25 protein-coding genes are annotated in these 24,329 nt (G+C 64.6%); 8 read left to right on the top strand and 17 right to left on the bottom strand.

All coding sequences use genetic code 11. The features are described from left to right. Positions 1–94 precede the first annotated feature (94 nt). Both IEY58_RS15490 and IEY58_RS15485 read left to right on the top strand, forming a co-directional pair. A complete protein-coding gene (locus IEY58_RS15490) occupies positions 95–883 on the top strand; it encodes an XkdF-like putative serine protease domain-containing protein (protein ID WP_189047305.1) in 789 nt (262 codons plus the stop codon). Positions 884–980: 97 nt separating this feature from the next. Beyond that, a complete protein-coding gene (locus tag IEY58_RS15485; protein WP_189047303.1) occupies positions 981–2,021 on the top strand; it encodes a baseplate hub domain-containing protein in 1,041 nt (346 codons plus the stop codon). A gap of 350 nt (positions 2,022–2,371) precedes the next feature. Here IEY58_RS15485 and IEY58_RS15480 read toward each other — a convergent pair whose 3' ends face one another. The 3 genes from IEY58_RS15480 to IEY58_RS15470 all read right to left on the bottom strand — a co-directional run bounded on the left by IEY58_RS15480 (position 2,372) and on the right by IEY58_RS15470 (position 4,646). Next, positions 2,372–3,124, bottom strand: a complete 753-nt coding sequence (locus IEY58_RS15480; RefSeq protein ID WP_189047301.1) for a hypothetical protein — start codon at positions 3,122–3,124, stop codon at positions 2,372–2,374. Positions 3,125–3,231: 107 nt separating this feature from the next. After that, a complete protein-coding gene (locus tag IEY58_RS15475) occupies positions 3,232–3,672 on the bottom strand; it encodes a hypothetical protein (protein ID WP_189047299.1) in 441 nt (146 codons plus the stop codon). Then, entirely contained in the window at positions 3,669–4,646 is a 978-nt protein-coding gene (locus IEY58_RS15470) for an IS1595 family transposase (RefSeq protein WP_189047297.1), read from the bottom strand. The genes IEY58_RS15475 and IEY58_RS15470 overlap by 4 nt, the downstream gene beginning before the upstream one ends. Positions 4,647–4,762: 116 nt before the next feature. On the opposite strand from IEY58_RS15470, the gene IEY58_RS15465 reads away from it, so the two are divergent. Then, on the top strand, positions 4,763–4,987 hold the full coding sequence (locus IEY58_RS15465) for a DUF6471 domain-containing protein (protein ID WP_189047295.1): 225 nt from the start codon (positions 4,763–4,765) through the stop codon (positions 4,985–4,987). Here IEY58_RS15465 and IEY58_RS15460 read toward each other — a convergent pair. Then, positions 4,980–5,822: a hypothetical protein gene (locus IEY58_RS15460; protein ID WP_189047293.1), complete on the bottom strand. Its 843-nt coding sequence runs from the start codon at positions 5,820–5,822 to the stop codon at positions 4,980–4,982. The genes IEY58_RS15465 and IEY58_RS15460 overlap by 8 nt on opposite strands. A 35-nt stretch (positions 5,823–5,857) precedes the next feature. Continuing rightward, the gene (locus IEY58_RS15455) at positions 5,858–6,712 is read right to left on the bottom strand and encodes a hypothetical protein (protein WP_189047291.1); all 855 of its coding nucleotides are present in this window, start codon (positions 6,710–6,712) and stop codon (positions 5,858–5,860) included. Positions 6,713–7,133: 421 nt separating this feature from the next. On the opposite strand from IEY58_RS15455, the gene IEY58_RS15450 reads away from it, so the two are divergent. Further along, positions 7,134–7,709 (top strand): PEP-CTERM sorting domain-containing protein, encoded by a 576-nt coding sequence (locus IEY58_RS15450; RefSeq protein ID WP_189047289.1) that lies wholly within the window; start codon positions 7,134–7,136, stop codon positions 7,707–7,709. A 300-nt stretch (positions 7,710–8,009) separates the two neighbouring features. On the opposite strand, the gene IEY58_RS15445 is transcribed toward IEY58_RS15450, so the two are convergent. The 8 genes from IEY58_RS15445 to IEY58_RS15410 all read right to left on the bottom strand — a co-directional run bounded on the left by IEY58_RS15445 (position 8,010) and on the right by IEY58_RS15410 (position 14,854). Beyond that, a complete protein-coding gene (locus IEY58_RS15445; protein ID WP_189047287.1) occupies positions 8,010–8,417 on the bottom strand; it encodes a hypothetical protein in 408 nt (135 codons plus the stop codon). Between the two features lie 551 nt (positions 8,418–8,968). Next, a complete protein-coding gene (locus IEY58_RS15440; protein ID WP_189047286.1) occupies positions 8,969–9,178 on the bottom strand; it encodes a hypothetical protein in 210 nt (69 codons plus the stop codon). Positions 9,179–9,353: 175 nt separating this feature from the next. After that, complete coding sequence (locus IEY58_RS15435; RefSeq protein WP_407648405.1) at positions 9,354–9,857, bottom strand: anthrax toxin lethal factor-related metalloendopeptidase; 504 nt, start codon at positions 9,855–9,857, stop codon at positions 9,354–9,356. Positions 9,858–10,030: 173 nt separating this feature from the next. Then, the gene (locus tag IEY58_RS15430; protein WP_189047282.1) at positions 10,031–10,393 is read right to left on the bottom strand and encodes a hypothetical protein; all 363 of its coding nucleotides are present in this window, start codon (positions 10,391–10,393) and stop codon (positions 10,031–10,033) included. A gap of 2 nt (positions 10,394–10,395) precedes the next feature. Next, positions 10,396–12,159: a phage portal protein gene (locus tag IEY58_RS15425; protein WP_189047280.1), complete on the bottom strand. Its 1,764-nt coding sequence runs from the start codon at positions 12,157–12,159 to the stop codon at positions 10,396–10,398. 20 nt (positions 12,160–12,179) lie between these two features. Continuing rightward, the gene (locus tag IEY58_RS15420; RefSeq protein ID WP_189047278.1) at positions 12,180–13,634 is read right to left on the bottom strand and encodes a terminase family protein; all 1,455 of its coding nucleotides are present in this window, start codon (positions 13,632–13,634) and stop codon (positions 12,180–12,182) included. Continuing rightward, positions 13,549–14,055, bottom strand: a complete 507-nt coding sequence (locus IEY58_RS15415) for a terminase (protein ID WP_189047276.1) — start codon at positions 14,053–14,055, stop codon at positions 13,549–13,551. The genes IEY58_RS15420 and IEY58_RS15415 overlap by 86 nt, the downstream gene beginning before the upstream one ends. Before the next feature lie 166 nt (positions 14,056–14,221). Next, positions 14,222–14,854 carry a DUF6456 domain-containing protein gene (locus IEY58_RS15410; protein WP_189047274.1) on the bottom strand — a complete coding sequence of 211 codons (633 nt, stop codon included), beginning with the start codon at positions 14,852–14,854 and terminating at the stop codon, positions 14,222–14,224. Between the two features lie 125 nt (positions 14,855–14,979). On the opposite strand from IEY58_RS15410, the gene IEY58_RS15405 reads away from it, so the two are divergent. Next, positions 14,980–15,648, top strand: coding sequence for an XRE family transcriptional regulator (locus tag IEY58_RS15405; RefSeq protein WP_189047272.1), 669 nt, complete (start codon positions 14,980–14,982; stop codon positions 15,646–15,648). A gap of 209 nt (positions 15,649–15,857) precedes the next feature. Continuing rightward, complete coding sequence (locus tag IEY58_RS15400; protein ID WP_189047270.1) at positions 15,858–16,922, top strand: OmpA family protein; 1,065 nt, start codon at positions 15,858–15,860, stop codon at positions 16,920–16,922. A gap of 108 nt (positions 16,923–17,030) precedes the next feature. On the opposite strand, the gene IEY58_RS15395 is transcribed toward IEY58_RS15400, so the two are convergent. Continuing rightward, on the bottom strand, positions 17,031–17,564 hold the full coding sequence (locus IEY58_RS15395; protein ID WP_189047269.1) for a hypothetical protein: 534 nt from the start codon (positions 17,562–17,564) through the stop codon (positions 17,031–17,033). 525 nt (positions 17,565–18,089) lie between these two features. On the opposite strand from IEY58_RS15395, the gene IEY58_RS15390 reads away from it, so the two are divergent. Next, positions 18,090–18,635 (top strand): GNAT family N-acetyltransferase, encoded by a 546-nt coding sequence (locus tag IEY58_RS15390; RefSeq protein ID WP_189047267.1) that lies wholly within the window; start codon positions 18,090–18,092, stop codon positions 18,633–18,635. A gap of 27 nt (positions 18,636–18,662) precedes the next feature. Here IEY58_RS15390 and IEY58_RS15385 read toward each other — a convergent pair whose 3' ends face one another. Continuing rightward, positions 18,663–19,733, bottom strand: a complete 1,071-nt coding sequence (locus IEY58_RS15385) for a GGDEF domain-containing protein (RefSeq protein WP_189047265.1) — start codon at positions 19,731–19,733, stop codon at positions 18,663–18,665. A gap of 85 nt (positions 19,734–19,818) precedes the next feature. Next, positions 19,819–22,509 carry a putative bifunctional diguanylate cyclase/phosphodiesterase gene (locus IEY58_RS15380; RefSeq protein ID WP_189047263.1) on the bottom strand — a complete coding sequence of 897 codons (2,691 nt, stop codon included), beginning with the start codon at positions 22,507–22,509 and terminating at the stop codon, positions 19,819–19,821. Positions 22,510–22,794: 285 nt separating this feature from the next. Here IEY58_RS15380 and IEY58_RS15375 point away from each other — a divergent pair, with 285 nt between their 5' ends. Next, the gene (locus IEY58_RS15375; RefSeq protein WP_189047261.1) at positions 22,795–23,004 is read left to right on the top strand and encodes a hypothetical protein; all 210 of its coding nucleotides are present in this window, start codon (positions 22,795–22,797) and stop codon (positions 23,002–23,004) included. Here the strand turns inward: IEY58_RS15375 and IEY58_RS15370 are convergent. After that, positions 23,001–24,326 (bottom strand): branched-chain amino acid ABC transporter permease, encoded by a 1,326-nt coding sequence (locus tag IEY58_RS15370; RefSeq protein WP_189047259.1) that lies wholly within the window; start codon positions 24,324–24,326, stop codon positions 23,001–23,003. The two genes, IEY58_RS15375 and IEY58_RS15370, sit on opposite strands and share 4 nt — an antisense overlap. Positions 24,327–24,329: the final 3 nt, after the last annotated feature.

The following is a 24,329-nucleotide window of genomic DNA, read 5'->3' as shown; positions in this document are numbered from 1 at the left end:
ATCTGCCAGAAAATTCCCATCGTTCGAATTGTGCCCGCCCGGCAGTTGCCGCGGCGGGTTTTTTGTTTCCCCGTATTCCCAAGGAGTTAGACCGATGAGGATCTACGCGCCGCTGCAGAAGATCGACGAGGAGCAGCGCATGGTCTACGGCTACGCCTCGACCGAGGCGCTCGACAGTCAGGGCGAGATCATCAAGCGCGAGGCGATCGAGGCGGCGCTGCCCGGCTTCATGCGCTTCGGCAATATCCGCGAGATGCACCAGCCTTCGGCGGTCGGCAAGGCCAAGGGGGCCACGATCGACGACAAGGGCCTCTATCTCGCGGCCAAGATCGTCGATGACGACGCCTGGGCCAAGGTCAAGGAGGGCGTCTATTCCGGCTTTTCGGTCGCGGGCCAGGTGACGGCGCGCGATCCCATGCAAAAGCATGTCATCACCGGCTGCCAGCTGTCCGAGATCAGTCTGGTCGACCGGCCGGCCAACCCGGAAGCCGTGTTCGAGATGTTCAAGGCGGGCGGGCTCGAGAAGATTGGTCGGCGCAATTCCAAGGCCGATCTCGCCCATATCCAGGCGATCCACGATCACGCGGCCGAGCTCGGTGCCAGCTGCCCCGGCTGCGCGGGTGGCGATGACGAGGATGACGACGAGGGCTCGGGCGGCGGTGGCGACACGGTCGCCAAGCTGGCGCGCTCGCTCGGGCGGCTGACCCAGGACTATGCCCGGCTCGCCGCCCGCATCGGCCGGATCGAGGACCAGCCGCTGCCGGCGCGTGGGGCCTTGCGGGCCATCGCCAAGCACGAGGACCAGGGCCGCCATCCGGCGGACGAGCCCGCCGACACGAACGGTCTCATCAAGGCCGCACTCGCCCGCCCTCGCATCTTTTAAGCGCCCGCATCTTCTGATCCGAACCCCTCAGTCCCGTTCGTTCGACCCGGCCCGCGTGCCGGGTTTTTTTATTGCCCACTCGCCCGAAGGATCCCCCATGACGACGACCGACGATACCTTGAGCCTGACCCGCGAGGCACTGGCGGCACCGATGCCGTTCGGGGCACTCGCCAAGAGCTTCACCCAGTCCGCGAGCCCGGTTTCGGGCATCACCTGGTACGATCTCGAGAAGCCGGCGAAGTCGCTGGTGCCGGTCATCACGCCCTTGCGCAACATGATCCCGCGCGTGCCGGCCTACCGGGCGGACCGGGTCCGGTTCGATGGCATGCGCTACAAGATCGCGGTCGGGCTCGACGTCGACGAGCAGACGATCACGATCGCCTATGGCCCGGACGATACGGTCGCGGGCGTGCCGTTCGGCCAGGCGCTCAGGACCGGCGTGCTCGATGGCTGCTACTTGCGCCGCAGCCGCGCCTTCTACACGGCGTGGAACCTGCCGCCGGTCGGCGTCGTGCCGCTGTTCGCCGGCCGGATCTCGACCGTCGACCAGGTTGGCCGCGTCGAGGCCCAGGTCCGGATCAAGTCGCTGCCGGTGCTGCTCGACACGCTCATGCCGCGCAACCTCGCGGGTGCGCTCGTCGGCTACGACGCGAATGGCCTGTTGACCAACGAGTTCGCGAACGTCGTCGGCCGCGTGCTGCCGGGCTCGACCAATCCGAGCTATGTCGGCGGCGATGCCTGGGGCGCGAAAGACGCGATCGACGCCGCCTATAACCTGACGCCGCCGGCCGTGGTCGAGGTGCCTGGCCCGGATGCGACCGCGGCCGAGACTGAAGCCTATGCGGCATATGAGGCGGCGCTTGCGGCCTATAATACGGCCTTCGCATCCGCGCTCGCGACCGAGGAAGGAAAGTGGTTCCGCATCGCGCTCTGCGGTCTGGTGCCTGTCTCTGTTGGCAGCCTCACGGCAGCCGACATCGGCAAGTATCTCGTACCAAGCGCCGCGGCTGACGGCACGATCACGGCGACGGCCGTCGCCAGGGCCGACCTCACGCTTGGCCAGTACATCGATAGTTTCGGGACGATCGAGAAGATGGGCGCCGACGGACGCCCGCTCGTCAACGTCAAGAACGGCTGAGCGCCACCGCCGCGAAACGCCGGCCTTCCCGGCCGGTTAGCCCCAATCCCGAGTACCGCCCGAGGAGCCCGGCCCGCGAAGGCCGCGTGCTCCTTTTTATTTTTCCGGAGTATCGCCGATGTCCCCCTACGATCCTGCGATCCCTGAGGCTGACGCCCAGCCGCGCGCCGCTGCCGCATCGGTGCGCGGCTGGCTGCTCGACAGGCGGATCCCCGTCGCAGCCGTCGTCAGCCTGTCCCTGCAGATCCTGGTTGCCGGCCTGTGGTTCGGGCGCACCGAGGCGCGGCTCGACATGCTGGATGCCTGGGTTCGGGAGAGCCTAAGGCATGAGATTCGCGCATGCAGCAGCGCTATGTGGAATGGTTTCCCTGTTGATCGGCGCCGAGAGTGCCGGTGGCCAGGGCATCGCCACTACACGTAAATCTAAAACTGGATTCACGATCATTACCGAAAGCGTCTTTGTAAGTGATGAAACCCCGAATATATATTGCAGACCTTCTGGCATTAATTTCGCCTTCGACGGTCGTATTATAGATTATAGGCAGGAAAATAAACGATGTCCTGCCCGGCCCAAGCGTTTCTATGCTTCTGTTCTCCGCAGAAATTGCTTTGTCAAGGTCGGATGTAAGAGGGAACTCCCTCACCACCCACGACATTTCTACCTGGAAGTGGTAAGCGGGCGTTTGGCCGAAATTCTTAACTTCGACAGCAAGCCGTCTCTTAGTATTGTCGAGCGGATGCAGTATTTGTCCGCTATTGATGTCGACGTAGGCCCTCAATTGCCGGGTAGCAGTGTCGTCCATCGTTCTAACGGTTCTGCGCAGCCAATAACCTTGATAGGTGTAGACTATGAGCTGAAGGATACCAATAGCGATAGTTACGATCGCGATTCTCTTGGTCCAGCGTTCGAATTTGGCGTCGGCTTCCTCCTTTTTAGCCTCCCAGTCTCTTTCTTCCTTTGTCTTCTCGGGTGGGAGAATTTTTACGAGAGTGGGCGCCTGAAAGGAATTGGCATTATCAGCGCCGGACTCGGCCTGTATCTTATTGGGTGCGGAATCCTCTGTGGCTTGTTCGATGGACCGATCTATTGGCTTGTCGGTCAATGACGGCTCCGCTTGCGCCTGAGCAGGGGTCGCAAGAAGGTGCAAGAGGCAGATGGCTAGGAATATTCGCATGGCGCGGCAAGCATGCCTCAACCATGGCGTGCGGTCTAGGAATGGGTGGCCAACTCCCATCGCGACGGATAGCGGCCGTGCTTGGTGACAAGCTTCCCATCGTTATCTCGTAGCCAGCAATAGACCGAGTTCCGGATGCGGTCGCGATCCTCGACGCTGATATCGGTTAGGCCTCGCTCCGCAATCATCACGTCGGCAATCTCGGCGACCATCAGCGGGCGCGTTGCTTCCCGCAGGACGGCCAACGCATGTCGTGACAGGTGCGCCCGCTTCCGCACGACCTTGTTCGATTGATGCCGCCGCAGATAGACGATCTGCCGCGTGTCGTAATCCGGCTCGACCAGCTTGATGACCGATTCCACGAGCCGCATGTTCTCGCGGACCTTTTGTGCTTCCTCCTCCTTGTAGCCAAGTTCACGGCCCAGCTCGGCGTGCAAGCGGATGAGGCCGGTCAACAGGTACGTGCTCCGCTTCATGCAGCCTCCTTGTGGCGCTGCCAGTAGCCGGCCCAGATCGCGCTCTTGGGATGCACGAGGGCAGCGTTGGTTGCGATCAGGTATTGCTCGCCATTGCTGAGGCGGCGGTTGTCTTCCCGCCAAGCCATCTCGTTGGCGTAGGCCGCGAGGTAGGGACCGGCAACATGGTGATGGATGCCGATCTCGGCCCGGCGCAGACGGGAGAAGAACGACTCCGCTTGGTTCGTGCAGGCGCCGTCATCGCTGTAGGCTTGGGAATGGTTGATGCGCTTCGTCAGGAAGCGGGCTTCCAGGACATCCCAATGCGAGGCTTCGTCGGCATGGACGATCGAGCCGGGCGCGACGTGCTGGCGGATCGCGGCGAGGCCGGCATCCTCGGATTTGAACACGAACGGCAGGGTTCGGCCCTTGCGCTCGCGCATGATCACGACGCAGCGGCGTTTGCCGTTCTGGTTCCGGGCCAAGCGACGATCGCGGCGGTTTTCCTTGTAGTTGCTGGGCTTGATGTAGCCGCCGAAGAAGGCGCCATCGATTTCGACATGGGCATCTTCGCCGCCAACCATGTCGCGCAGGTCTTCGTCGGCCAGTGCCTGGCGGATTTTGTGGGCCAGGACGAAGGCCGTCTTGTACTGGACGTCCAGGTCGCGGCTGAGCTGGAGGGCGCTATGGCCCTTGGCGCCGTTCACGAAGATCGCGATGGCGAGCAGGATATCCCGCACCGGCAGCTTGCGGCTTGAGAAGATCGATCCGCTCGTCACGCTGTACTGATGAGCGCAGCCCTTGCACTTCCAGACCTGGCGCGCGGCCAGGTGATAGGCATCCGCGCAGCCGCAGCGCGGGCAGTAGGGCTTGCCGTTGTTATCGGCCCAGCGGATCGCCTGGAAGGTAGCCCGCGCCTCTTCCTCCGACATGCGCGCAACGGACACTAACGAGAGTGTCCTTGCAGCGCTGGAGAGGAGGAAATGCTGGGCCACGTCGGGTTTGCCATCATGTGCGTTACATATGCACTGAATATGATGGCAGAGTGCATCGTTGTCAATGGCGTTTGTAACGCCTATGATGACAAAAGATGCTTTAGGGACGGCACACGATGAAAACCGAGGATGAATGGGCGGACGAGGTCAAGCGGATCTTGCGGGCCGAGATGACGCGGCGCGGAATTACGTATGATCAGTTGCAGGAAAAGCTAGCAGCTATCGGCGTGCACGAAACGAATGCCAACCTTCGAAATAAGGTGGCCCGCGGCAAGTTCACGGCCGTGTTCTTGCTTCAATGCCTGTCCGCGTTAGATGCAAAAACACTAAATATTAATTAGCATTGGGCCTAGCTCTGTTTCCGATATCTATAGATAAAATATTGATTTCACTGATAAATCTTGCCTCATATCTATCCAGTTTTATCTGGGCAGATTCCGTTCTGTAATGTGCGAGATGATAATCGTATCGCATTGCCACATCTGGTATTTTATCATCGTCGGGCAATGGCCTGTCTTTATCAAATGGTGAGTAGTCATCGAAATCAATTTCTTCGCTAAAACAAGATTTTAATATGTTATTTATCTCGGTTGCCTTCTGCAATCTGTTGGATTCCGCGCGAACCCATAGATATTTATCGGCAAGTCCGCCTTTTACGAGCGCAGACTGAGCAGAAAGCGCCAAAAATTTCTCTTTTGCATCTTTGAAGAACGGGAACTGATTCTCCAGATATTGTTTGCGTTCTATGTCTTTAATGTATTGCGGCTTCTCTGGCTCGGGCGCACGAGAAACGCCTATTGGATCGGACGCAATCTTTGTGGGGATGGGCGCACTGATCGGCGCGGGGTTTCCTGGTTGAGCGGCGGCTTCCCGTTGTTCAACAACTCTGAGCGCTTCCATTAGCGCTAGTGAACCAAGAATGGCTAGAACGGAAACAATTACCGTTCTAGCTGTGAACGATAGTTCCGCCATGCTTCCCCATGCCGCCCAAATTATCCACCATGCGCCTGCACTTACCCAGAAACAAACCCGTGCGCGTCTAAAATCGTCATGCGGCGGATTGATCATGAGAAACGCCCAACCATAGATGGGCGCCGTAAAAAGTGCCGCGATCCCAGCGAAGACGCCGAAAAGGTCCATACTCGCGACGATGCCGCGATCGAGGCGAATCCGCAACTTCTGATGTTCATGCCTTAGGCTCCCCTAAGGCATCAGGCGCAGCACTGGGGAGCAAAACTCCCTTGGTGAGTTTGCTGCCTAATGCCGCGGATCTGCTCCGGCGTCCAGGCCTCCGGCACGCCGATCAGCGCCTCGGGCGTGTTGCCCTCGGTGAAGTAGTGCAGCTGGCTCACCTGGCGCCGGAGCCCGATGTTGACGGTCATCAGGATCTGCTCGACCGGCGAATAGCCGTAGACCCGATGCGGCCGCGGGTTGCGCGGCGCATAGAGGAGCTCGTCGGCGGCATAGTCGACCGCCGGCACGCCCTTGAGGACCTGCTGGTAGGCCGGATCCGGCGGCCGGGGCGTGCGGCCGTCAGGCGAGAGCAGCCGCTTGATCGTGGCGCCGTCGATCACGTCCAGGCCCCAGAGCGCGCCTGAAGCGGTGCGCCGGACATAGAGCGTCGGCGCGTCGAGCACGAACAGGTCCTCGAGCAGCAGGCGGAGCCAGGTGCCCCAGCCATGCTCGCGGTCGGGCGACCGCAGCAGCTCGGTCGCCACGGCCACGCGCGGGTCGCCCGAGCTGCCGCTGCGGGCCCGCACGGTCCAGTCGAGCGCCTCGACCTGGTCCTTGCGCGTCTCGATCACCAGCCGGACCAGGTCGTAGGCGTCGGCCAGACCCCTCAGTTCGGCGAAGCTCGCGCCCTCGTCCTGGCGCGGCTGGAGGCGGAGGTTGAAGCCCACCGGATAATCGAACTGCCGGCCGGCGACCGACGCCGGTGCCTCGGGTGTCAGCGGCGTCGCCGGGCCGAACCAGGAACTGGGCGGGGTGCCGGTCACGGCATAGCGCAGCCCGCCCGCAACGCGCGCGAGCAGGCCCACGCCGCCCGAAGAGGCGGTGGATGGCATGAGATTTCCTTGAGTGGCCGGAAACGAAACGCCCGCCGCGGCAAAGCCGGACGGGCGCAATTCGGACGATGGGAATTTTCTGGCAGATGACTCGGAACCGGTCAAGCGAAAAGTTCTCTTTTTGTTCCAGGCGACCCAGATGCAGCTGCTACAGGCGAAAGTGACGCGTTCGGACTGCCCTCATGTTGCGCCGCCGTACGGGCGACGTGATCCTCGCCGCTCCGAAGGGCGAATGGCGTGGCGAGTTCGACGCAACCGGAAGTTTGTCGGAGAATTTTACACATGCGCAAAAAATCAAATGGCGCGCTCGCATTAATTTATTGAAAAACATAGGAGATTCTCAGATTTCCGCCCCTCGAAAATTTGGCACAGAACGTGCTTCCGCCCTTTCGGACACCATGACATATCCGGGGGGATTTACGTGTCTGTCAGAAAATTCGTCATCGGGGCTGTGCTATCGGCCGGCCTCTGCGGTGCCGCGCGAGCGGAAATCATCGATTTGTCCTACGTTGGTACGCCCACAAATATCGGCTCCTCCAATTACGGTCTGGAGTCGGCTTCCGGCACCGGCACCCTGGCCATCCCCGACGGACTGACCAGTTTCTCGGCGAGCGACGTGACGAGCTTCTCGTTCTCCCTGACCCTGAACGGCAACCCATCCGGTGTTCCGGTCACCGATACCGACCTGTACACCAGCCGAGCCGATCTCCTGTCGCTGTCGGGCACGCTCGATGCCGGGGGCAACCTGCTGTCGCTTGCCTTCTCCACCGCGACGGACGACAGCGGCGACTTCTACTTCCCGGGCGAGGTGCTGTTCATGGCGACCTCTTCGTCGCCGAACGCGTCCTCCACCGGCAACTTCGACATTGGCCCGCTGGACGTCGGCACCTTGACCGCGAGCAGCGATCCCACCACCCCCGTTCCCGAGCCGGCAACGATCGTGATGTTGGGCACGGCCCTGCTGGGGTTTGCTGGCATTCGGTACAAGCGACGCTAATCTCCCGATCGCGGCGCCCGCCTCCATCATCCTCGCATTTCAGGAATCAAGCTCCACAAATGCAAGGATGATCGAGCGCGCCCTCAAACCGCATCTGATTGAGCTGATCGAGCGCTCGCCCGCCGTGGCCCTGCTCGGGCCGCGCCAAGTCGGCAAGCCGCTGTCGACGCCGCACTCGAATTCGCTAGCCCCTGCGCAAACCCGCAAGTCGCCCAAACGTAGGTCGGCTCGTCCCTTCAGGCAGGGTTGCAATGATCCTGAGGCTGCCGCCTCACCGCAGAGGCGTAGCCCGCGCCATCATTAGAGGAAATCGAAAGCGCCGTCGGTGAGCCGCTTCAGGAAATCCAGCAGGGACTCCGCCATTTCCCGCTGCTCGTGCCGCAGATAGATCGGACGCTCGCTGCTCTCGGAGCATAGGATCAAGAAATCGGAGTCGATCATGACATCGCCGAACGCCACATATTTTGCACCGGCAACAGTCGTATCCAGATCGCGCTCCTGCAGAACCCGAGCTATCGGCCATATGAAAATCTGGCTTTTCCTGTCGTAATCCTCGAAGCCATTGAACGTCGAATACAGCTCGAACAAAGCTCCATCCGTACGCGGCCCGATGAGTTGGCCGAGACGGTCCAGATCCGCCTTGCTCGCTGGCGGCGCCAACTTCACGCCACGGGCGAGAAGCGCCGATTGCACAGTGCGCACATCCATCCCTGTTTCCCCTATTCACCAAGAATGCGCTTGATCGCCCGCAGCCTCACAGGACCTGCGTGCCGGTCGGCATAGGGTAGCATGAGCACTCCCGTGCCACCGGAAAGGTCAGGAACGGACCGATAAATCAGACGCGATCAAGAGACGCATCAACCCGGCGCCGGGATAGCTGGCGAGGTCGTCGTCTGGGCTTTACCATCCAACGTCACCGCAGCGCGGCACCCAGCCCAAAGCCACACGGCAAAATAGTCGGGCGAAATTTCGGTTTCCAGCACTCCCTCTTTGTTATAAAAAAATAGATATAGATAACTTAGACCCAGATGGAACCGAAAACTCCTCCGCCCACGGTTCTATAAAGACCTGAGCTGGATGCAGATTATTGTTCGAAAAAAGATAATTCATCGAGTTTTCGCTCATATGAACACCTTTAGTACGTTCGCCAGCAGCGCTGTGCGGCGCACTGCCGCCAGATTTCCCGGATTCGCGTGGGCAACTCCAGCATAGGATCGCTGGAAGTCAGCAGGTTCATTCTTTGCTCCAGCCTCGACGTCCTATTTCGTCCAGGGCGGCACCGGCTTGCTCTCCCCGGGCTTGATGTCGCCGATGTGCTTCTTGATCTCCGCATACTTCGGATCGCTCAGCTCATACCGCAGGAAACCGTCGCCGACCTGGCCGTTCGGGCCTTCGGCCCTCAGCCACAGCACGATCGTGCCATCCTCGAGCATTCGGGCTTCACCGATACTGTCGCGCACCGTGTCCATGTCCGCGCTCCATGCTGAGGCATGTAAAAGTGAAACAAGAAGGAGTGGATACAGAAACCTATGGAGTTTTTTGGACGCCACTGTGACGTCTCCAATATTCGATAAGACTAGGATGCGCCGCCGCATACGCTTCGTTCTTGCCGAAAAATGCGGCGAAATTTTCTGCGAAAGTCTCTTACCGGCCGGCCGAGCCGGGCTGCAGGAAATAAGGGCTCAATCCGCCTTTCGCAGCCTCACAAGCCTCGGCGAAATCGGGCGAGTTCGACAGCCCGCCCATGGCGAAATCGTAGGAGTGCCCGATCTCATGTAACGCGAGATTGACCGACCCATTCGGAAACCGGTCGCTTGTCGCAATGACGACGGTCTTGCTCGTCGGATCAAAGACGCCGGGAACGACCGACCAGCCAGACCCGTCGGACCAGCCGCGCGGGCCGCTCGCACCCCAGTCCTTGAAATAATCCTGCACGGAATTTCCCACCGCTGCGATTTTGGTACCCGCCCCGTAGATGTCGATCAATGCGCCGTCCGGCAATTTCGCCAGCGCGGCTTCGATCTTCCCGGGATCGCCGCCCGCGCTCTCGACGGCAAAATGCGTCGGGCCGATGTCCGCCGGTTCGTAGCCTCCAGGGCCCTGGACTGTGCCGCTGTCGATTGTCCGGGCTTCCGCCGGCCTACGCACGGGAAGATTGTCACTCCCACCCCTCACGTCCTTGGATGGCGGAGCTGAATTATTATCGGGAGCTGCGCCGGCAAGTAACGACGAAGTTCCCGTTTCGCTCCATTATCGCTCCACTGCCCCTGCTCGTCCCTCGGCTGGTTGTTCCAAAGATCGCAAACGCCAATTGCCCCGACCTATGATGCAGGCCAGCGGTGGATGTCCGGGCTTCTCGCCAGATCGAAGCCCTGGAAGTCGAAGATGTACGAGATGGTCTGCTTGCGCCGATCGGCAGGATCGAAATTGTTCCATTGGATGACGATCTCGGCATGCCGCTCTGCCTGGTAGTAGGAGATGATCTCGCCGTCGTCCTCGATCATGCCGACGTCGGCGGCCGCAACGCGGTCCACCTGCAAATTCCGGATTTCATGAAACGAAAGCGCCACATCGACCGCGATTTCATCGTCATCGGTCGCGCATTCCAGGCCGATCCGAAACACGCCGCTTTCCAGGCTCAACTGCCTGACCGTGGCGCCGTCGTAATAAAATCTCGAATTCATGGTCATATCCAATCGCCTGAAGTCAGGTGAGATGCTTTGCTGTTGCGGCGGACCGGTCGCCCATTCTTGTCCAAATATGCATCGCCATCGCCCGTGCTGTCTGGGTTTTCCCGATGATAATGGTCCTGGCCGCGATAACCGGTCTCGCCGGGTTTGCCTTCATCATAGCGGAGCACATCCCCGGTTGTGGGGTTTTCGAATGTGCGATGCCCTTGGGCGGCCGCATCCGGATGCGAGGTTTCCCGATATCCTTGGGCGAGAAGGTCCTCCGGATTGGCCGGCAAAGGCCGGCCGCCGATACCCGGCAGCGGCTCGACCGGCTCCGGCGGCATGAATTCGAGCGGCGGTTCGTCTAGGATGATTTCCTGAGCCGGCGACAAGGCGCCGCTCGCGCCTTCGGTCGCCCATTGTCCGTGGCTGCGCAGTTCGTTTGGCCTGAACCCGGCCTTAGCCACCGTGTCGGACGCCGGGGCACCGAGCAGCGGGGCCGCCGGTGTGGCGGTGGTGAGCGTGTCGCCGCCGACGATGGGGCCGAGCCCGAGCTCGGCGCGCACCTCGTTGCGCGTCTTGATGCCGGCCGCGACATAGGCGGCGGCGATCGTCGCCTGGCTCTGCGGGTCGGTCGCCGTCTGGTCGGCCCAGGCGAACTCGAGATCCGGCCAACCGAGCACCTGCGCCAGGATGCGGTCGATCAGCGCCTTGACCCAGCCGAGCAGCGGCTGCAGCCCCTCGGCGAGCGCGGTGCCCTGCGCCGTCTCCGCCGTCGCCCGGTTCGTCGTCCGGGCGAACGCGGTCGGCGGGATCGAGAACGCGAAGCACACGACGCGCGCCAGCCACTCGTCGAACTCGTCCTTCAACGGCACGTCGCGTACCGGCTGGTACTTGAGGCCGCCCGGCACGAAGCGCGTGTGGCGCCGGGCGGCGAGATTGCCTTCCAGCAGCGCGTCCCAGTATTCCTGGAACTGGCGGATCTGCTCCGGCGTCCAGGCCTCCGGCACGCCGATCAGCGCCTCGGGCGTGTTGCCCTCGGTGAAATAGTGCAGCTGGCTCACCTGGCGCCGGAGCCCGATGTTGACCGTCATCAGGATCTGCTCGACCGGCGAATAGCCGTAGACCCGGTGCGGCCGCGGGTTGCGCGGCGCATAGATGAGCTCGTCGGCCCGGTAGTCGACCGCCGGCACGCCCTTGAGCACCTGCTGATAGGCCGGCTCCGGCGGCCGGGGCGTGCGGCCGTCCGGCGAGAGCAGCCGCTTGATCGTGGCGCCGTCGATCACCTCGAGGCCCCAGACGGCGCCCGAAACGGTGCGCCGGACATAGAGCGTCGGCGCGTCGAGCACGAACAGGTCCTCGAGCAGCAGGCGCAGCCAGGTGCCCCAGCCGTGCTCGCGGTCGGGCGACCGCAGCAGCGCGGTCGCCGCGGCCACGCGCGGGTCGTCCGAGCGGCCGCTGCGCGCCCGCACGGTCCAGTCGAGCGCCTCGACCTGGTCCTTGCGCGTCTCGATCACCAGGCGGACGAGGTCGTAGGCATCGGCGAGGCCGCGCAACTCGGCGAAGCTCGCGCCCTCGTCCTGCCGCGGCTGGAGCCGCAGGTTGAAGCCGACCGGATAGTCGAACTGCCGGCCCGCGACCGACGCCGGCGCCTCGGGTGTCAGCGGCGTCGCCGGGCCGAACCAGGAACTGGGCGGCGTGCCGGTCACGGCATAGCGCAGCCCGCCCGCAACGCGCGCGAGCAGGCCCGCCCGGCCCGCGGAAGTGCCAGGGGTCATGAACGATCCTTTCGTCAGCGTCAGCCCCGCGCGATCTCTTCGCGCAGGAAATCGAGCAGCCCTTGTCCCGGCACGAGCGGCCGGGCATGGGCATAGACGAGGCTGTCGCCCTTGTCGGGCGAGCGGCCGATGCGGGCGATGATCTCGTCCTTGCGCTCGACCAGGATGCCGGCGCTGGCGAGGCGCCAGCGCGGCGCCGTGAGGTCGGCCAGCAATTCGCGGTCCGGCGGCAGCGCCAAGCCGTCGCCAGCCGACGGATCGAGCGCCTCGCGCAGCCGCCACCACCATTCGGCGCGCGCGTTGGCGAAACCCAGTTGCCCCGAACGGTCGCGCGCCGCGGAGCCCGCGGCGCCGTTGAGCGGCACCGCGTGGAGGCCGCGCGCCCGCGCCGCGTCATAGACCGCAGCCCCCACGCCGATCACATCCACCTGCACCGCCGCCTGTGCCGCGAGCAGCGGCACCAGCAGCGCCACGACCGCCTGGCCATCCGGCGTCTCGGCGCCCGGGAAGCTCTCAGGATGCGCGAACCAGGGGCCGTGGCGGGCCGTCACGACGGTCCGGTCGCGCCCGCCGCGCGCGACGTCGACGCCGAGCGTATCGAGCGGTCCGGGCGGGCATTCCTGCCAGCGCGCCTGCGCCGCCAGCACCCATTCCGTCGGGATGACCTGCCAGGGATCATCCGCCTGCTTCGCGGCGAAATCGCCGAACAGCATCTGAGAGCGCAGCGGTTCCGGCAGGGACTGCAGGGTCGCGCGATATCCGGCAGCGATGAGGAACGGATTGTCCTCGACGCGCGCCCGGATGAAGCTCCGCGAGCGCGGCTCGATCCGCTCGCCGCCATGGTCGAAGGCGGCACCGCTCTCGACCTCGACCTCCTTGCCGTCGATCGTCGCGAACCAGCGGAGCTCGCCAGGCTCGGCCGGATTCGGGTGCTGCCGGTCGAGCCAGGGCGCCCAATAGCGGATGACCCAGTCGCCTTGGGCCGAGGTCGGTGGATTGCCGGCCGCGACGACACGACAGCGCCGGCCTGGTTCGGCGCTGCGGTTCCAGCCGATCAGGAAGCGGAACTGCGCCTCAGTGAAATGGGTAATCTCGTCGAATGCCTTCAGGTCGTGCGGCCGGCCCTGATATTTGCGCTCGTCGCCTGGCCGCTGCACTGCGCCCAGTTCCAGACTGCGACCGCCCGGCAGCTGCCAGGTATGGCGGGTAGCACTGTAATGGGCGCCGGGGCCGGTCATCTCGCGCGCCCGGTCCTCGATCGCCTTCAGTTGGGCGAATTCGCGGCGAAACAGGATCGAGCGGCGATGCGCGCCGAGGGCGAGGCCCAGCAAAAGATCGGTCTTGCCGCCGCCGGCGGCCCCGCCATAGAGCAGCACATCGGCCTCGCTGTCATAGGCCGTCCTCTGCGGCCCGGACAGCGGCACCCACACGCCCTTGAGCAGCCCGTCGAGCCTGGCGCGCTCGCGCTTGCTCAAGAAGCCACATAATGCGGCGCACTCGCTCATCGTCATCGAGAGCAACGCCGTCGTCATCCTGAACCTCGTCGTTGGAGTTGCCCGTGTCCACCCGCCGCGCCTTGAGCAAGAGCTCGAGCAGCCGGTCGGAATAGTGCCGGATGGTGACCGGCTCGCCGCCGGCGCCATGCACCGGCTTGCCGGCATAGAGCACCGGCTGCTCGACGCCTTCGACCGCGCGCCGCCGCGCCTCGAGCTCCAGCGCGTCGACCGCTTGGGCCTGCGCCTCGGTCCAGGCGACGGCGAAATCTTCGTCGGCAAGCCGCTGCGCATAGGCGCCGGAGCGCGACACGCCGGCACCGCGCGCAGCGGCGCTGACATTGCCGGTTTCGGCCAGCAACGTCAGGAAACAGGCCCGCTGATGGTCGCTCCAGCCCGCCATCCGCCCTCCTTGCGGGCCTGAGCCAGGCCCGAAAATGAAAGGCCCGCCGCGGCAGAGCCGGGCGGGCGCAATTCGAACGATGGGATTTTTCTGCCCGATGTTTCGGATCGAGTCAATCGGCTTTGTTCATTTTTTGTTCTCAATGCGACCAGTCATGGACGGCCGATCAGCCACGGCTGCGGGCAAGCGCAGGCCGCTCCGCCCGGGCAATCCGCCGCCGGTCATGATAATGGGCGTCGAGCGCCGCAAGGGCCGCCAGCAGGATGCCGGTCGCAACCTCATGGCGCAACGGCCGACCACCCCAGACCTGGCGCAGCGACCAGTCCTTGAGCGTGAGCTCGGCACCGATCACGTGCCACACGACCGAGCCGGCCGGGGCGGACAAGCCGCCCATGCCGGCAACCGCGTCGAACAGGCGCTGCCGCGCATCTTCGACCCGGTCGAGGATGGGCCCGCGCCCGCCGGCCCCCCGCGGCCGCTGCAGATCATTCGCGCTGAGGGGGTCAAATTGGGCAAGGCGATAGTCGCGCCGGAACCGATCGGCGGCCACCGCCCATTCCGGCCGCGCCAGACCGTTGCGGACGAGCCGGCCGATCGTGTCGACCGCCCGACAATGGCGAACCGGCCAGCCCTCGGGATCGCGTTCCTCGACCAGCGTCACGGGATCGTGCCGCTGCCGCTCCGGCGGCGGCAATTCGGGGCCCCCATGGGCAAGCGTCATGCGGCTGATCATCACGGGATCGAGTGCCAGCGCCGCCCGGCGCGTCTTGTGGCTCGGAACATTGGGTAAAGCGGACATTCCCATCTCCAAAATGGACATATAACACACCAATTCGTACTTGCTTTGTTCCGAACCTGCAATTGGCGCGCGCAAAATATTTTCACCGATAGGCACTTGCCCACGCCGCCCCCGATAGGTACAATATGGACATGATGTCCAATCGACTGAAAGAATTTCGTGCCCGGGCCGGCCTCAGCATGCAGGCGCTCGCCGAGCGTGTCGGCACGACGGCCTCTCAGATCAACAAGCTCGAGAAGGGCGAGCGCCGCCTGACGCTCGATTGGATGGCCCGGCTGGCGACGGCCCTCGGCATTGAAGCCGGGGATCTGCTGCCAACGACGCCGTCAACCCCGCCCGCCGCCCCGCGGCCACCGGCGCCCACACCGCGCAGCGAGGCCGCACCCGGCCCGACCCCGCCCGCCCGCGACCCGCGGGATCTCATCCCGGTGCGCAGTGCTGCTCGGGGCGGCATCGAGCAGGAAATGTTCCTGGACGACGGACCGATCGACTACATCGCACGGCCCCATTCGCTTCGCCATGTACGCGACGCCTATTCGATCTACATGGTCGGCGAGAGCATGATCCCGCGCTTTCGACCGGGGCAATTACTGCACATCAACCCGTACAAGCCCGCACAGGCGGGGTCGGGCGTCGTCGTCACGAAGACGGACAACGCGGTCCTGATCAAAGAATTCGTGCGCAGCACGGAGGCAACGCTGGTGCTGAGACAGTACAATCCGCCGCTAGAGCTCAATTATCCGTTGGGCGAAGTGCGCGACCTGCACACGGTGGTCGGCCTCGACGAGCCCTGATCGGAACCGTAACGATCTCCAATGATACTTGGCGCCGAAAGGCGCCGCGCCTCCCGCCGACCGTGTATTTTTAGCAACACCCCCCAAAAAAGCACGGAATCACAACGAACCTTAGACATGCAGGGCAACCTCTGGCCGTATTATAAGTTCATATGCGAGAAGACTAACGCTTTCATTCCGCCTAGACGGCCAATGTGATGAGGATGATGATGAATAAACGTCTGTGCGTCCTGGGCGCAGTTCTGCTCTGCTCAGTTTCCTCGGCCGCGATGGCTCAGCAGCTGACCGGCCCCTACATCACCGGCGGCATCGGCGCTACGTTCCCGCTGCCGATCCAGTCGAAGGGCCCGTCCAATCAGGTGCTCCCGAACAACCAGAGCAGCACCAGCGTCACCTACGACACGGGCATCGCCAGCAGCCTCGCCGGCGGTTGGGAGTTCGGCAACGGGTTCCGCGCGGAACTCCAGTTCGGCACCAGCAACGCCGACATGAATCATGTCGACCATGGCGCGCTGCCCAAGGGCGGCCATGTGCAGACCTATGACTTCTTCGGCAACGTCCTCTATGACTTCTACGATCTCGGCCTGCCGGTGATCCCGCATGTCGGCGGCGGCATCGGCGAGCTCCTGATCCGCAACAACGGCGTCGTAACGCCGGACGCGCAGGTCAACGGCCACAGCTCCGTGTTCGGCTATCAGGCCATCATCGGTGCGGAATACCCGATCACCGAGAACCTGAAGCTCGGTCTCGACTACCGCTTCATCGGCAGCGAGGACACCGACATCAACGAGACGATCGCCGGCCAGGCGGCGGTCGCGCACTACAAGTATTACTCGCACAACATCTTCCTGACGTTGCGCGTTGAGTTCGGCGAGCCGCCGGCCGCTCCGGCGCCGGTCGTCGCCGCCCCGCCGCCCGCCCCGCCGGCCAAGGCGCCGGAGGTGCAGCGTGCGTTCCAGGTGTTCTTCGACTTCAACAAGTCGGACGTCACCGGCGCCGGCGCCAAGGTGATCCAGCAGGCCGCCGACAGCGTGAAGGCCGGCAACCTGACCCAGATCAACGTGACCGGCCATACCGACACGGTCGGCTCGGCCAAGTACAACCAGGCGCTCTCCGAGAAGCGCGCCGCAGCGGTCAAGGCCCAGCTGGTCGCCGATGGCGTGCCGGCCGGCGAGATCGCCACGGTTGGCGTCGGCAAGACCGGCCTCTTGGTCCCGACGGCCGATGGCGTGCGCGAGCCGCAGAACCGCCGCGCCGAGATCGTCCTGCAGTAATCTGCAGGCGGTTTTTTCGCCGCGAAAAGAAGAAGGCGCGCCCCTTGGGGGCGCGCCTTTTTTTCTTGCTCGACGACGGACGTGCGAGCCGCCGGCCGCCTTGGCCCGCTACTTCACGGCGACCGTCTTCTTCGTCCTGCCCGATTTGCGCGATGCCGGCGCCTTCTTCGCGACGCACAGCTCGCCGCCGATCTCGGTCTTGTCGGTCACGTGATCCAGCGCCAGCTGCGACAGGCCGCCGGTATCGGTCGCCAGCACTTGCTGAAACAGCGGCGCCGCATCGGCGCAAGGCGTGGTCGAGCTCATGCTGCGGTCCGACGCCTCGTTCGCGACGCGCGTGACGAAAATATCGAGCTGCTTCTCCGACGCCGCGTTGCCGTAGACCCGCTTGAAATGGGCCCGCAATACGCTCGCCGCGGACTTCAGACGATCACCGAACCGCGCCACGAAGGCGCTATATTGGGCGTCGTAGCTGTGGTCCGGCACGTTCTGGCAAGTGAGCTGAGCCACATTGAGCTCGGTCTGCAGGATCCGCACGTGCGCCGCCTGCCATTCCGCCTCGGTGTAGCATTCCGCGTGTGCCAGCGTCGACGCCAGGACGAGGGACGCAGCGAGCACACCAGACAAAACCCGTTTCGACAAATTCAGCCCCCTTACATGCGCCCCGGACGGCGCCCATCGGACCGGCACTCGTGGGGACGGCCCTGCTACGCGTCCGGCGCGCTCCATCCGGAAGCACCCCTTCCGGTCTACATTCGATCATTGCTCATGGCCGGCACCTGCCGAAACGGCAATGGCCGCGAGCGGTCACAAAATGAATCGACGAGACCGCCCGGAGCAAGCCGTTTTTTCGTGAGCAATTTGCGACGATTTTACCACGCGATCGGCACGGAACAGATCCGCAATGAGATCATGGGCTTGCCTGCTTGACAGTCGCCCGGAGCGTCGTCCATGGTTCGCGTCCCTGACACCTCATTGACGGCCACACTCATGCCGTGTTCGACCCTACGACGACGAACGAGTCTGCGACGCGCCCGACGCGCCGCATCCCGTTCGCCTGCGCCTGGGCCCAGGCCGGCCGCCTCCGCACGAGGCTGGACGGCGTGATCGGCTCTCTCGGCAGCCGGACGGGCCTCCGTCCCTCCGCTGTCCGATGATGAGAGCCCGATGATCGAACTCACCAATGAGCGGCCCGCCGATGCCGCCGCGATCGAGACCCTGCTGGACCAGGCCTTCGGGCCGGATCGCCACGCCAAATCGTCCTATTCCTATCGCAAGCGGGTGAGCCGCATCTGGCCGCTGTGCCAGGTTGCACGCGACGCGGGTGAAATCGTCGGCACGATCCGCTATTGGCCGATCATGGTCGGACCGACCGCGGCACCCGCCCTGCTGTTGGGGCCGGTCGCGGTGCGGGCCGACGCCCGTTCTTCCGGCGTCGGCGGCATGCTGATCCGGACCAGCCTCGCGCGGGCCGCCACTGCCGGGCATCACCTGATCATGCTGGTGGGCGACGAACCCTACTACGGCCGGTTCGGCTTCAAGCCGGCGGAGAACTGGGGCATCTCGATGCGTCGGGAAAATCCGGCACGGGTGCTGGCGCTGCCGATCGGGCCTGCAGCGCTCGAAGGCACGGAATCCATCCCCGTGCCGTCCGGCATCGTCGAACGCTGGCGGAGCGTCCGCCGCCGCGCGGCCAAGACGCTCGCCGCCTGATCTCCCCGCGGCAAGGCGCGACAGCCCTCAGATATCCTGCTCGATCGGTAGCGGCGGCTCGCTGATCACCTCGGCGAGTTCGTCCTCGGTCGCGACGCGGTTGCGACCGCTCTGCTTCGCCTGATAGAGCGCGGCATCGGCGCGCTCGATGAAGACGTAGGGCGGCTCGCCCAGCCGATAGAGGCTGAGGCCGACCGAGATCGTTACGGTGCCGAAATTCTTCTTGGTTTCGCGATTGACGATCGCTTTGCCGCCGATCGTCAATCGCAGATGTTCAGCAACCACCGCAGCCGCGCGCAGGCTGGTGCCGGGCAGCAGGATCGCGAATTCCTCGCCGCCGTAGCGGGCAGCAAGATCGCGCCCCTTGATGCCTTCGACCATGTATTTAGCGACCAGCTTCAGGACCAGATCGCCGAACTGGTGCCCGTAGGTGTCGTTGAAGTTCTTGAAGTGATCGATGTCGATGAGCAGCAGCGCCAGGTCCGTGCCCTGCTCCATCGCCTCCTGCATGCAGAGCTTCAGCTGCGTGTCGAAGCCCTTGCGGTTGCCGATGCCGGTCAAGGCGTCGGTCTGCGCCTCGCGGCTGGCGTCCTCGACCTGCTTGCGCAGCTCGCCGATTTCCTCCGTCGTCTTGCTGAGCTGCCGCTCGAGCACCTCCGCGCGCTCGATCATGTCGCGCGTCTCGTCCATGACCTGGCGGATGATCGCCCGTACGTTTTCCAGCGGGTTGTCGGCGAACAGCTCGCGGGCGGTTTGGCCCAGCGCCTCGCCATACTGGCGCACGCCCTCGCCGGCATTGCCGAGCGTGCTGAGCACGCCGGCCATGGCGTCGTCGATCTGCTGCGCCAGCACCCGAATCCGCTCGGTGTGCTTCATCCCGCCGTAGAAGCGCTCGTAGAGATCCGCCATCACCTCCGGCGTGAATTCCTGATTGTTCGAAATCAGGATCTCGATCGCCCGCCGTGCCGCGGGCGGCGCGTCCGCGGCATAGCCGTACCAGACGGTGAAATTCTCGGGCGTGGACTTGATGCCGCGGCCATGCATCTGATCCAGGGCCTGTCGCGCGAAATCCCGAGCGGCTTCGAAATCCGGATCCATCAGGCCTCGCTCCCCGGCCGAGCCGATCCGCACCAAGGGGATTGCCGGCTCACCCTGCCCCGGCCGTCCCAGCCGTGTCGCCCGCTCATCCGATCACCCGCTTCCTCAGAATGGCTTCGGCGGCGTCGGCCGGAACGGGCCGCGAGTAATAATACCCCTGGGCAAAGTCGCAGCCCAGTTCCCGCAGGCGCTCCGCTTCCTCGGCCGCCTCGACACCCTCGGCCACCACGTCGAGTCCCAGATCATGGCCGAGCTCGATGATCGAGCGGACGAGCCGGAACGCCTCGGGCGCGCTGCTCATGCGGCTGACGAAGGACCGGTCTATCTTGAGCGTATCGAGCGGGAAGCGGTGCAGGTAGCTCAGCGACGAATAGCCGGTGCCGAAATCGTCGAGCGACAGCTCGACCCCACGCCGGCGCAACTCATCGAGCGTCACGACCATGGATTCCGGATCGCTCATGAGCACGCTTTCGGTGATCTCGAGCTTGAGGCGCCCCGGCGGCAAGGTCAGCTTGTCCAAGAGCTTGTGCAGCCGCATGATGCCGGCCCGGTCCGAGATCTGGCGGGTCGACAGATTGACCGACATCGAGAATTTCTGCTCGACCAGGCCGGCCTCAGCCCAGTGCTCGCTCTCGCGGGCGGCGCAGGTGATCGCAAAGAGGCCGAGCGGACCGATCAGGCCCGCCTCCTCGGCCAGCGGGATGAAGCGCATCGGCGGGATCAGGCCCAGCTCCGGATGGCGCCAGCGCATGAGCGCCTCGAATCCCGCGACCCGGCTCGTGCCGTCCGGATCGAGCGTCACGACCGGCTGATACTCGAAGAAGATCTGCCCTTGCCGCTCGGCATTGGTCAGGTCTTTGCCCAATTGCCGCCGCATGTTCGTCTCGCGCAGCAGCGCGTCGTCGAACAGCTCGATCCGCCCGCCGCCGCGCAGCTTCGCCCGGTCGAGCGCCAGGCGCGCATTGCGCAGGAGATCGGCGCCGGAGGCTGCATCGCCCAGGGTCGGCGTCGCGATGCCGACGGAGACGCCGACCGGCATTTCGACGTCGCCCAGCGAATAAGGCTGGGCGAGGTCGGTCATCATGAGCTCGACCATGTCGAGCGCATGGGTATGGTCCGCCACCTCCTGGAGCCAGATCGCGAACTCGTCGCCGCCAAGACGCGAGAGCGCATCCTGCGGCTTGACCCGCGCGGCGAGGCGGCGCGCGACCGCGATCAGCAGTGCGTCGCCGGCGCCCGAGCCCAGACTGTCGTTGATGCGCTTGAACTGGTCGACATTGAACATCAGGACCGCGGTTCCATCGATCGCCCCCGCGGTGTTGCGGGTATCGACGAGGTGGGTAAAGAACGCGCGGTTGTTGATGCCGGTCAGCCTATCCTCGTAGGCGGCATTCAGCAGATTGATCTCGTAGGTCTTCCGGAGCGTTACGTCCGACTGCGAGCCGGCCATCCGGATGGGCTCGCCCGCCCCGTTCCGGAGCGCGATCGCCCGGCATTGCATCCAGCAATACCGGCCGTCGCCATGGCGAATGCGATATTCCGTGTCGAGCTGCGGCGTGTGGCCGGCGACATGTTCGTCGATCTCGCGCCGGAGCCGCTGCACGTCCTCGGGATGGACCCGCGACAGCCAGTCCTCGAGCGTCGAAAGCCGCTTGCCCGGCTCCGCACCGACGATCTCGCGCCAGCGGCTCGAGTAATAGACCTCGCCCGAAGGGATGTCCCAGTCCCAGATCCCGTCGTTGGCGGCGCGCGAGATCAGCGCATAGCGCACCTCGCTGGCGAGCAGCGCCTCTTCCGCCGCCTTGCGATCCGAGATGTCGTAATAGCCGGCGAGAATCGACGGCTCGCCGTTGAAGGTGACCGAGCGCGCGGCGATGAGCGCCCAGAACGTCGAGCCGTCGGCCCGGCGCATCTCGACCTCATGGTTTTCCACCGAGCCGTCGCGCCGCACCAGGTCGAGCAGCCGCCCGCGATCCTCGGCATGGACGAACAGCGCATCCGTGGTCGGCCCCTCGCCATTGTCGGCCAAGGGGGCGAACTGCTGGCGCGAGCGGCGGTTGGAGAAGACGATGCGCTTGTGGTCGGCCGTGGTCAGGATGATCGGGATCGGCAGCGCCTCGGCGATGACCCGGAACCGCTCCTTGCGCGCGATGGAGCGCGGACTTGCGACGAGCGACAGGTCGGCGAGCCGCGCGCCCAGAACGGCGCCGAAGGCCAGCAGATAGACCGACGCCAGCGTCATCAGAAGCGGATGTGCGGGCCAGCTGCCGGTCGCCGAGACGAGCCCCAGGGCATGGACCAGGCCGAAACCGCCGGCGACGGCCAGCGCCGCGCCGGTCGCGGCCCTGAGGTCGATCAGCAACGGTCCGACCCAGGCAAGACCGAGGCCGCTCAAGCCGCCGAGCACCAGCGCGCCGAGCGCCGGCCAGGCCGTCAGATCGAGCACGCCCGTGAGGGCGGCGATGCTCGCGAAATGGATCAGCACGAGACCTGCGCCGATCACGACGCCGGCGAGGACCGACGGCGGTTCATGGCCGTGCCAGGCCCGCGGCACGAACCAGGCGAGGCAGGCGACGAGCAGCAGGGATCCACCGGTCGTGACGGGCTGCAACTGGCCGATCCCGGTGCCGGCTTCGAGCATCAGGAGAGCCAGCTGCAGAGCCCAGAGCACCACGCCGACCGTGAAGCAAGCCAGGACCCGCCGCAGGCGCCCGCGCCAGGTCGCGGTGGACGGGAGATCGCGGGAAGGCGAAGCGGCTGTCGAAGTCTGGCTCAAGATCTGTGGTTGCCCGCGCTGCATCTCGGCAAAGGGTCTGAAAGGACGCCGATTTTTCGCGCGTCGTTCCGCCGAGACGGCGGAACGACGCGGCCTCGCCGCGGAGTCACCGCACATCCCTCACCCTTTTAGCCGCAATGCGCGGTTTTCGCGATGGTTGCGCGTCGCCGATTGAAAAAAATCTCGGAAATTATCGAAAAGAATGTCGCGAAAAATCTTTCGTTAACGAGACCGGGCCATGCTGCAGCATCTGAACCCCGCCGTTTCTGTCGCTGGGAGGTTTCCATGGCACATTTTTCGTCGCAAACCATCGAAGCGCTGGTCGATCTGGTCGAGATCAAGTTGAGCTACTTGGACGTGACTGATCGGGAAGACAGGCTGGAGCTGAAGCGGCTGCAGCACGCCCTCGTCGAGCTGGAGACGGCTCGGCGTGCCGCAGTCCCGCCGCGCCGCGTCCCTGCACGCCGCGCCACAGCCTCCGCCGCGGCACTCTAGGCCTGCGACTCCTCGACGCCGAACAGGCCTTGCGGCCGGTAGATCAGCACCAGGCAGAGCACGCCGAACACCGCGACGTCGCGATAGGCATAGCCGAGATAGGCCGTCCAGAACGTCTCGAGCATGCCAATCGCGAAGCCGCCGATCACGGCACCGGAGAGCGAGCCGAACCCGCCGAGCAGTGCCGCCGTCAGCGCCTTGAAGCCGATGACGAAGCCCATCGAGAAATCGGCCTCGCCGTAATAGACCGAGACGATCAGCCCGGCGAGGGCCGCAAGCGCCGCCCCCACTGCCGACGTTAGGCCGACGGTCCGGTCGATGTTGATGCCGACCATCGAGGCCATGAACAGGTCGTCGGCACAGGCCCGATAGATCCGCCCGATGCGGCTCGACTTGATGATCCAGGCGAAGAGCGCCCCCACGACCAGGGCCAGGCCCAGCACGATCAGCTGGGTATCGCCGATCACGACCGGGAAGCCCGCCTTCTCGAACAGCTGGTGGCGCCCGGTGAAGATCGGGTCCTGCCACTTGTCGTTGGCACCCTGGCCAAGGCGCAGCCCATTCTCCAGCACGATCGCGAGGCCGATCCCGGCCAGGAGCGGCGTCAACCGCCCCTGGTCGCGCAGTGGCCGATAGGCGATCCGATCGATGACCCAGCCCCAGAGCGCCATGACGCCCAAAATGACAACGCCGACAAAACTGAGGAGGGCGGCACCGCGGGCGGCACCCAGCCCGGCGCCGAAGGCCACCAGCAGGATCGTGAGCAGTGCGCCCGCGGCATAGATCTGGCCGAAGGCGAACTGGATGGTGCCGGTCACGCCGTAGACGAGCGAATAGCCCACCGCGACCAGCGCCAGGACTGCGCCCAGCACCAGGCCGTTCAGCAGCTCCTGCACGAAATAGGGCACGCTGCGGCCGGGCGGTGCGCTGACCGGCCCCTGGTCCGCAAGGGCGCCCAGATCGACCGGCACGCCGATCGCGGCGGCGAGCATGATGAGCCGCGGCGGCGACACGGGCACCTGGTCGAGTTCAACCGCTTGCAGTGCCGGCTGGTCATGCAGATGCTCGATCGGCGCGAAGGTGCAGCTGCCGCGGTGGGCCGCCCGACCGGTATGCGGCGTGAGCGCGACCGTCACCGCCCCCTCCGGCCCTTCGGCCGGCGCCACCGCGAAGTCGGTCGGCCCGGCGTCGAGCAGGGTTTCGAGCGCCCGCCCGCAGATGTCGATCTGCTGGGTCGAGTCCCGGCACCCGCCGAGCGTCAATCCCACCAGCAGCAGGACCAACAGCAGCGAGACGGCCCGGTCGAATCGGGGCGGCAACATCGC

The organism is Aliidongia dinghuensis, from assembly GCF_014643535.1.
GTDB classification, from domain to species: domain Bacteria; phylum Pseudomonadota; class Alphaproteobacteria; order ATCC43930; family CGMCC-115725; genus Aliidongia; species Aliidongia dinghuensis.
The sequence above is the reverse complement of the archived record's forward strand: the minus strand, read 5'-3'. Positions and strand labels throughout refer to the sequence as shown.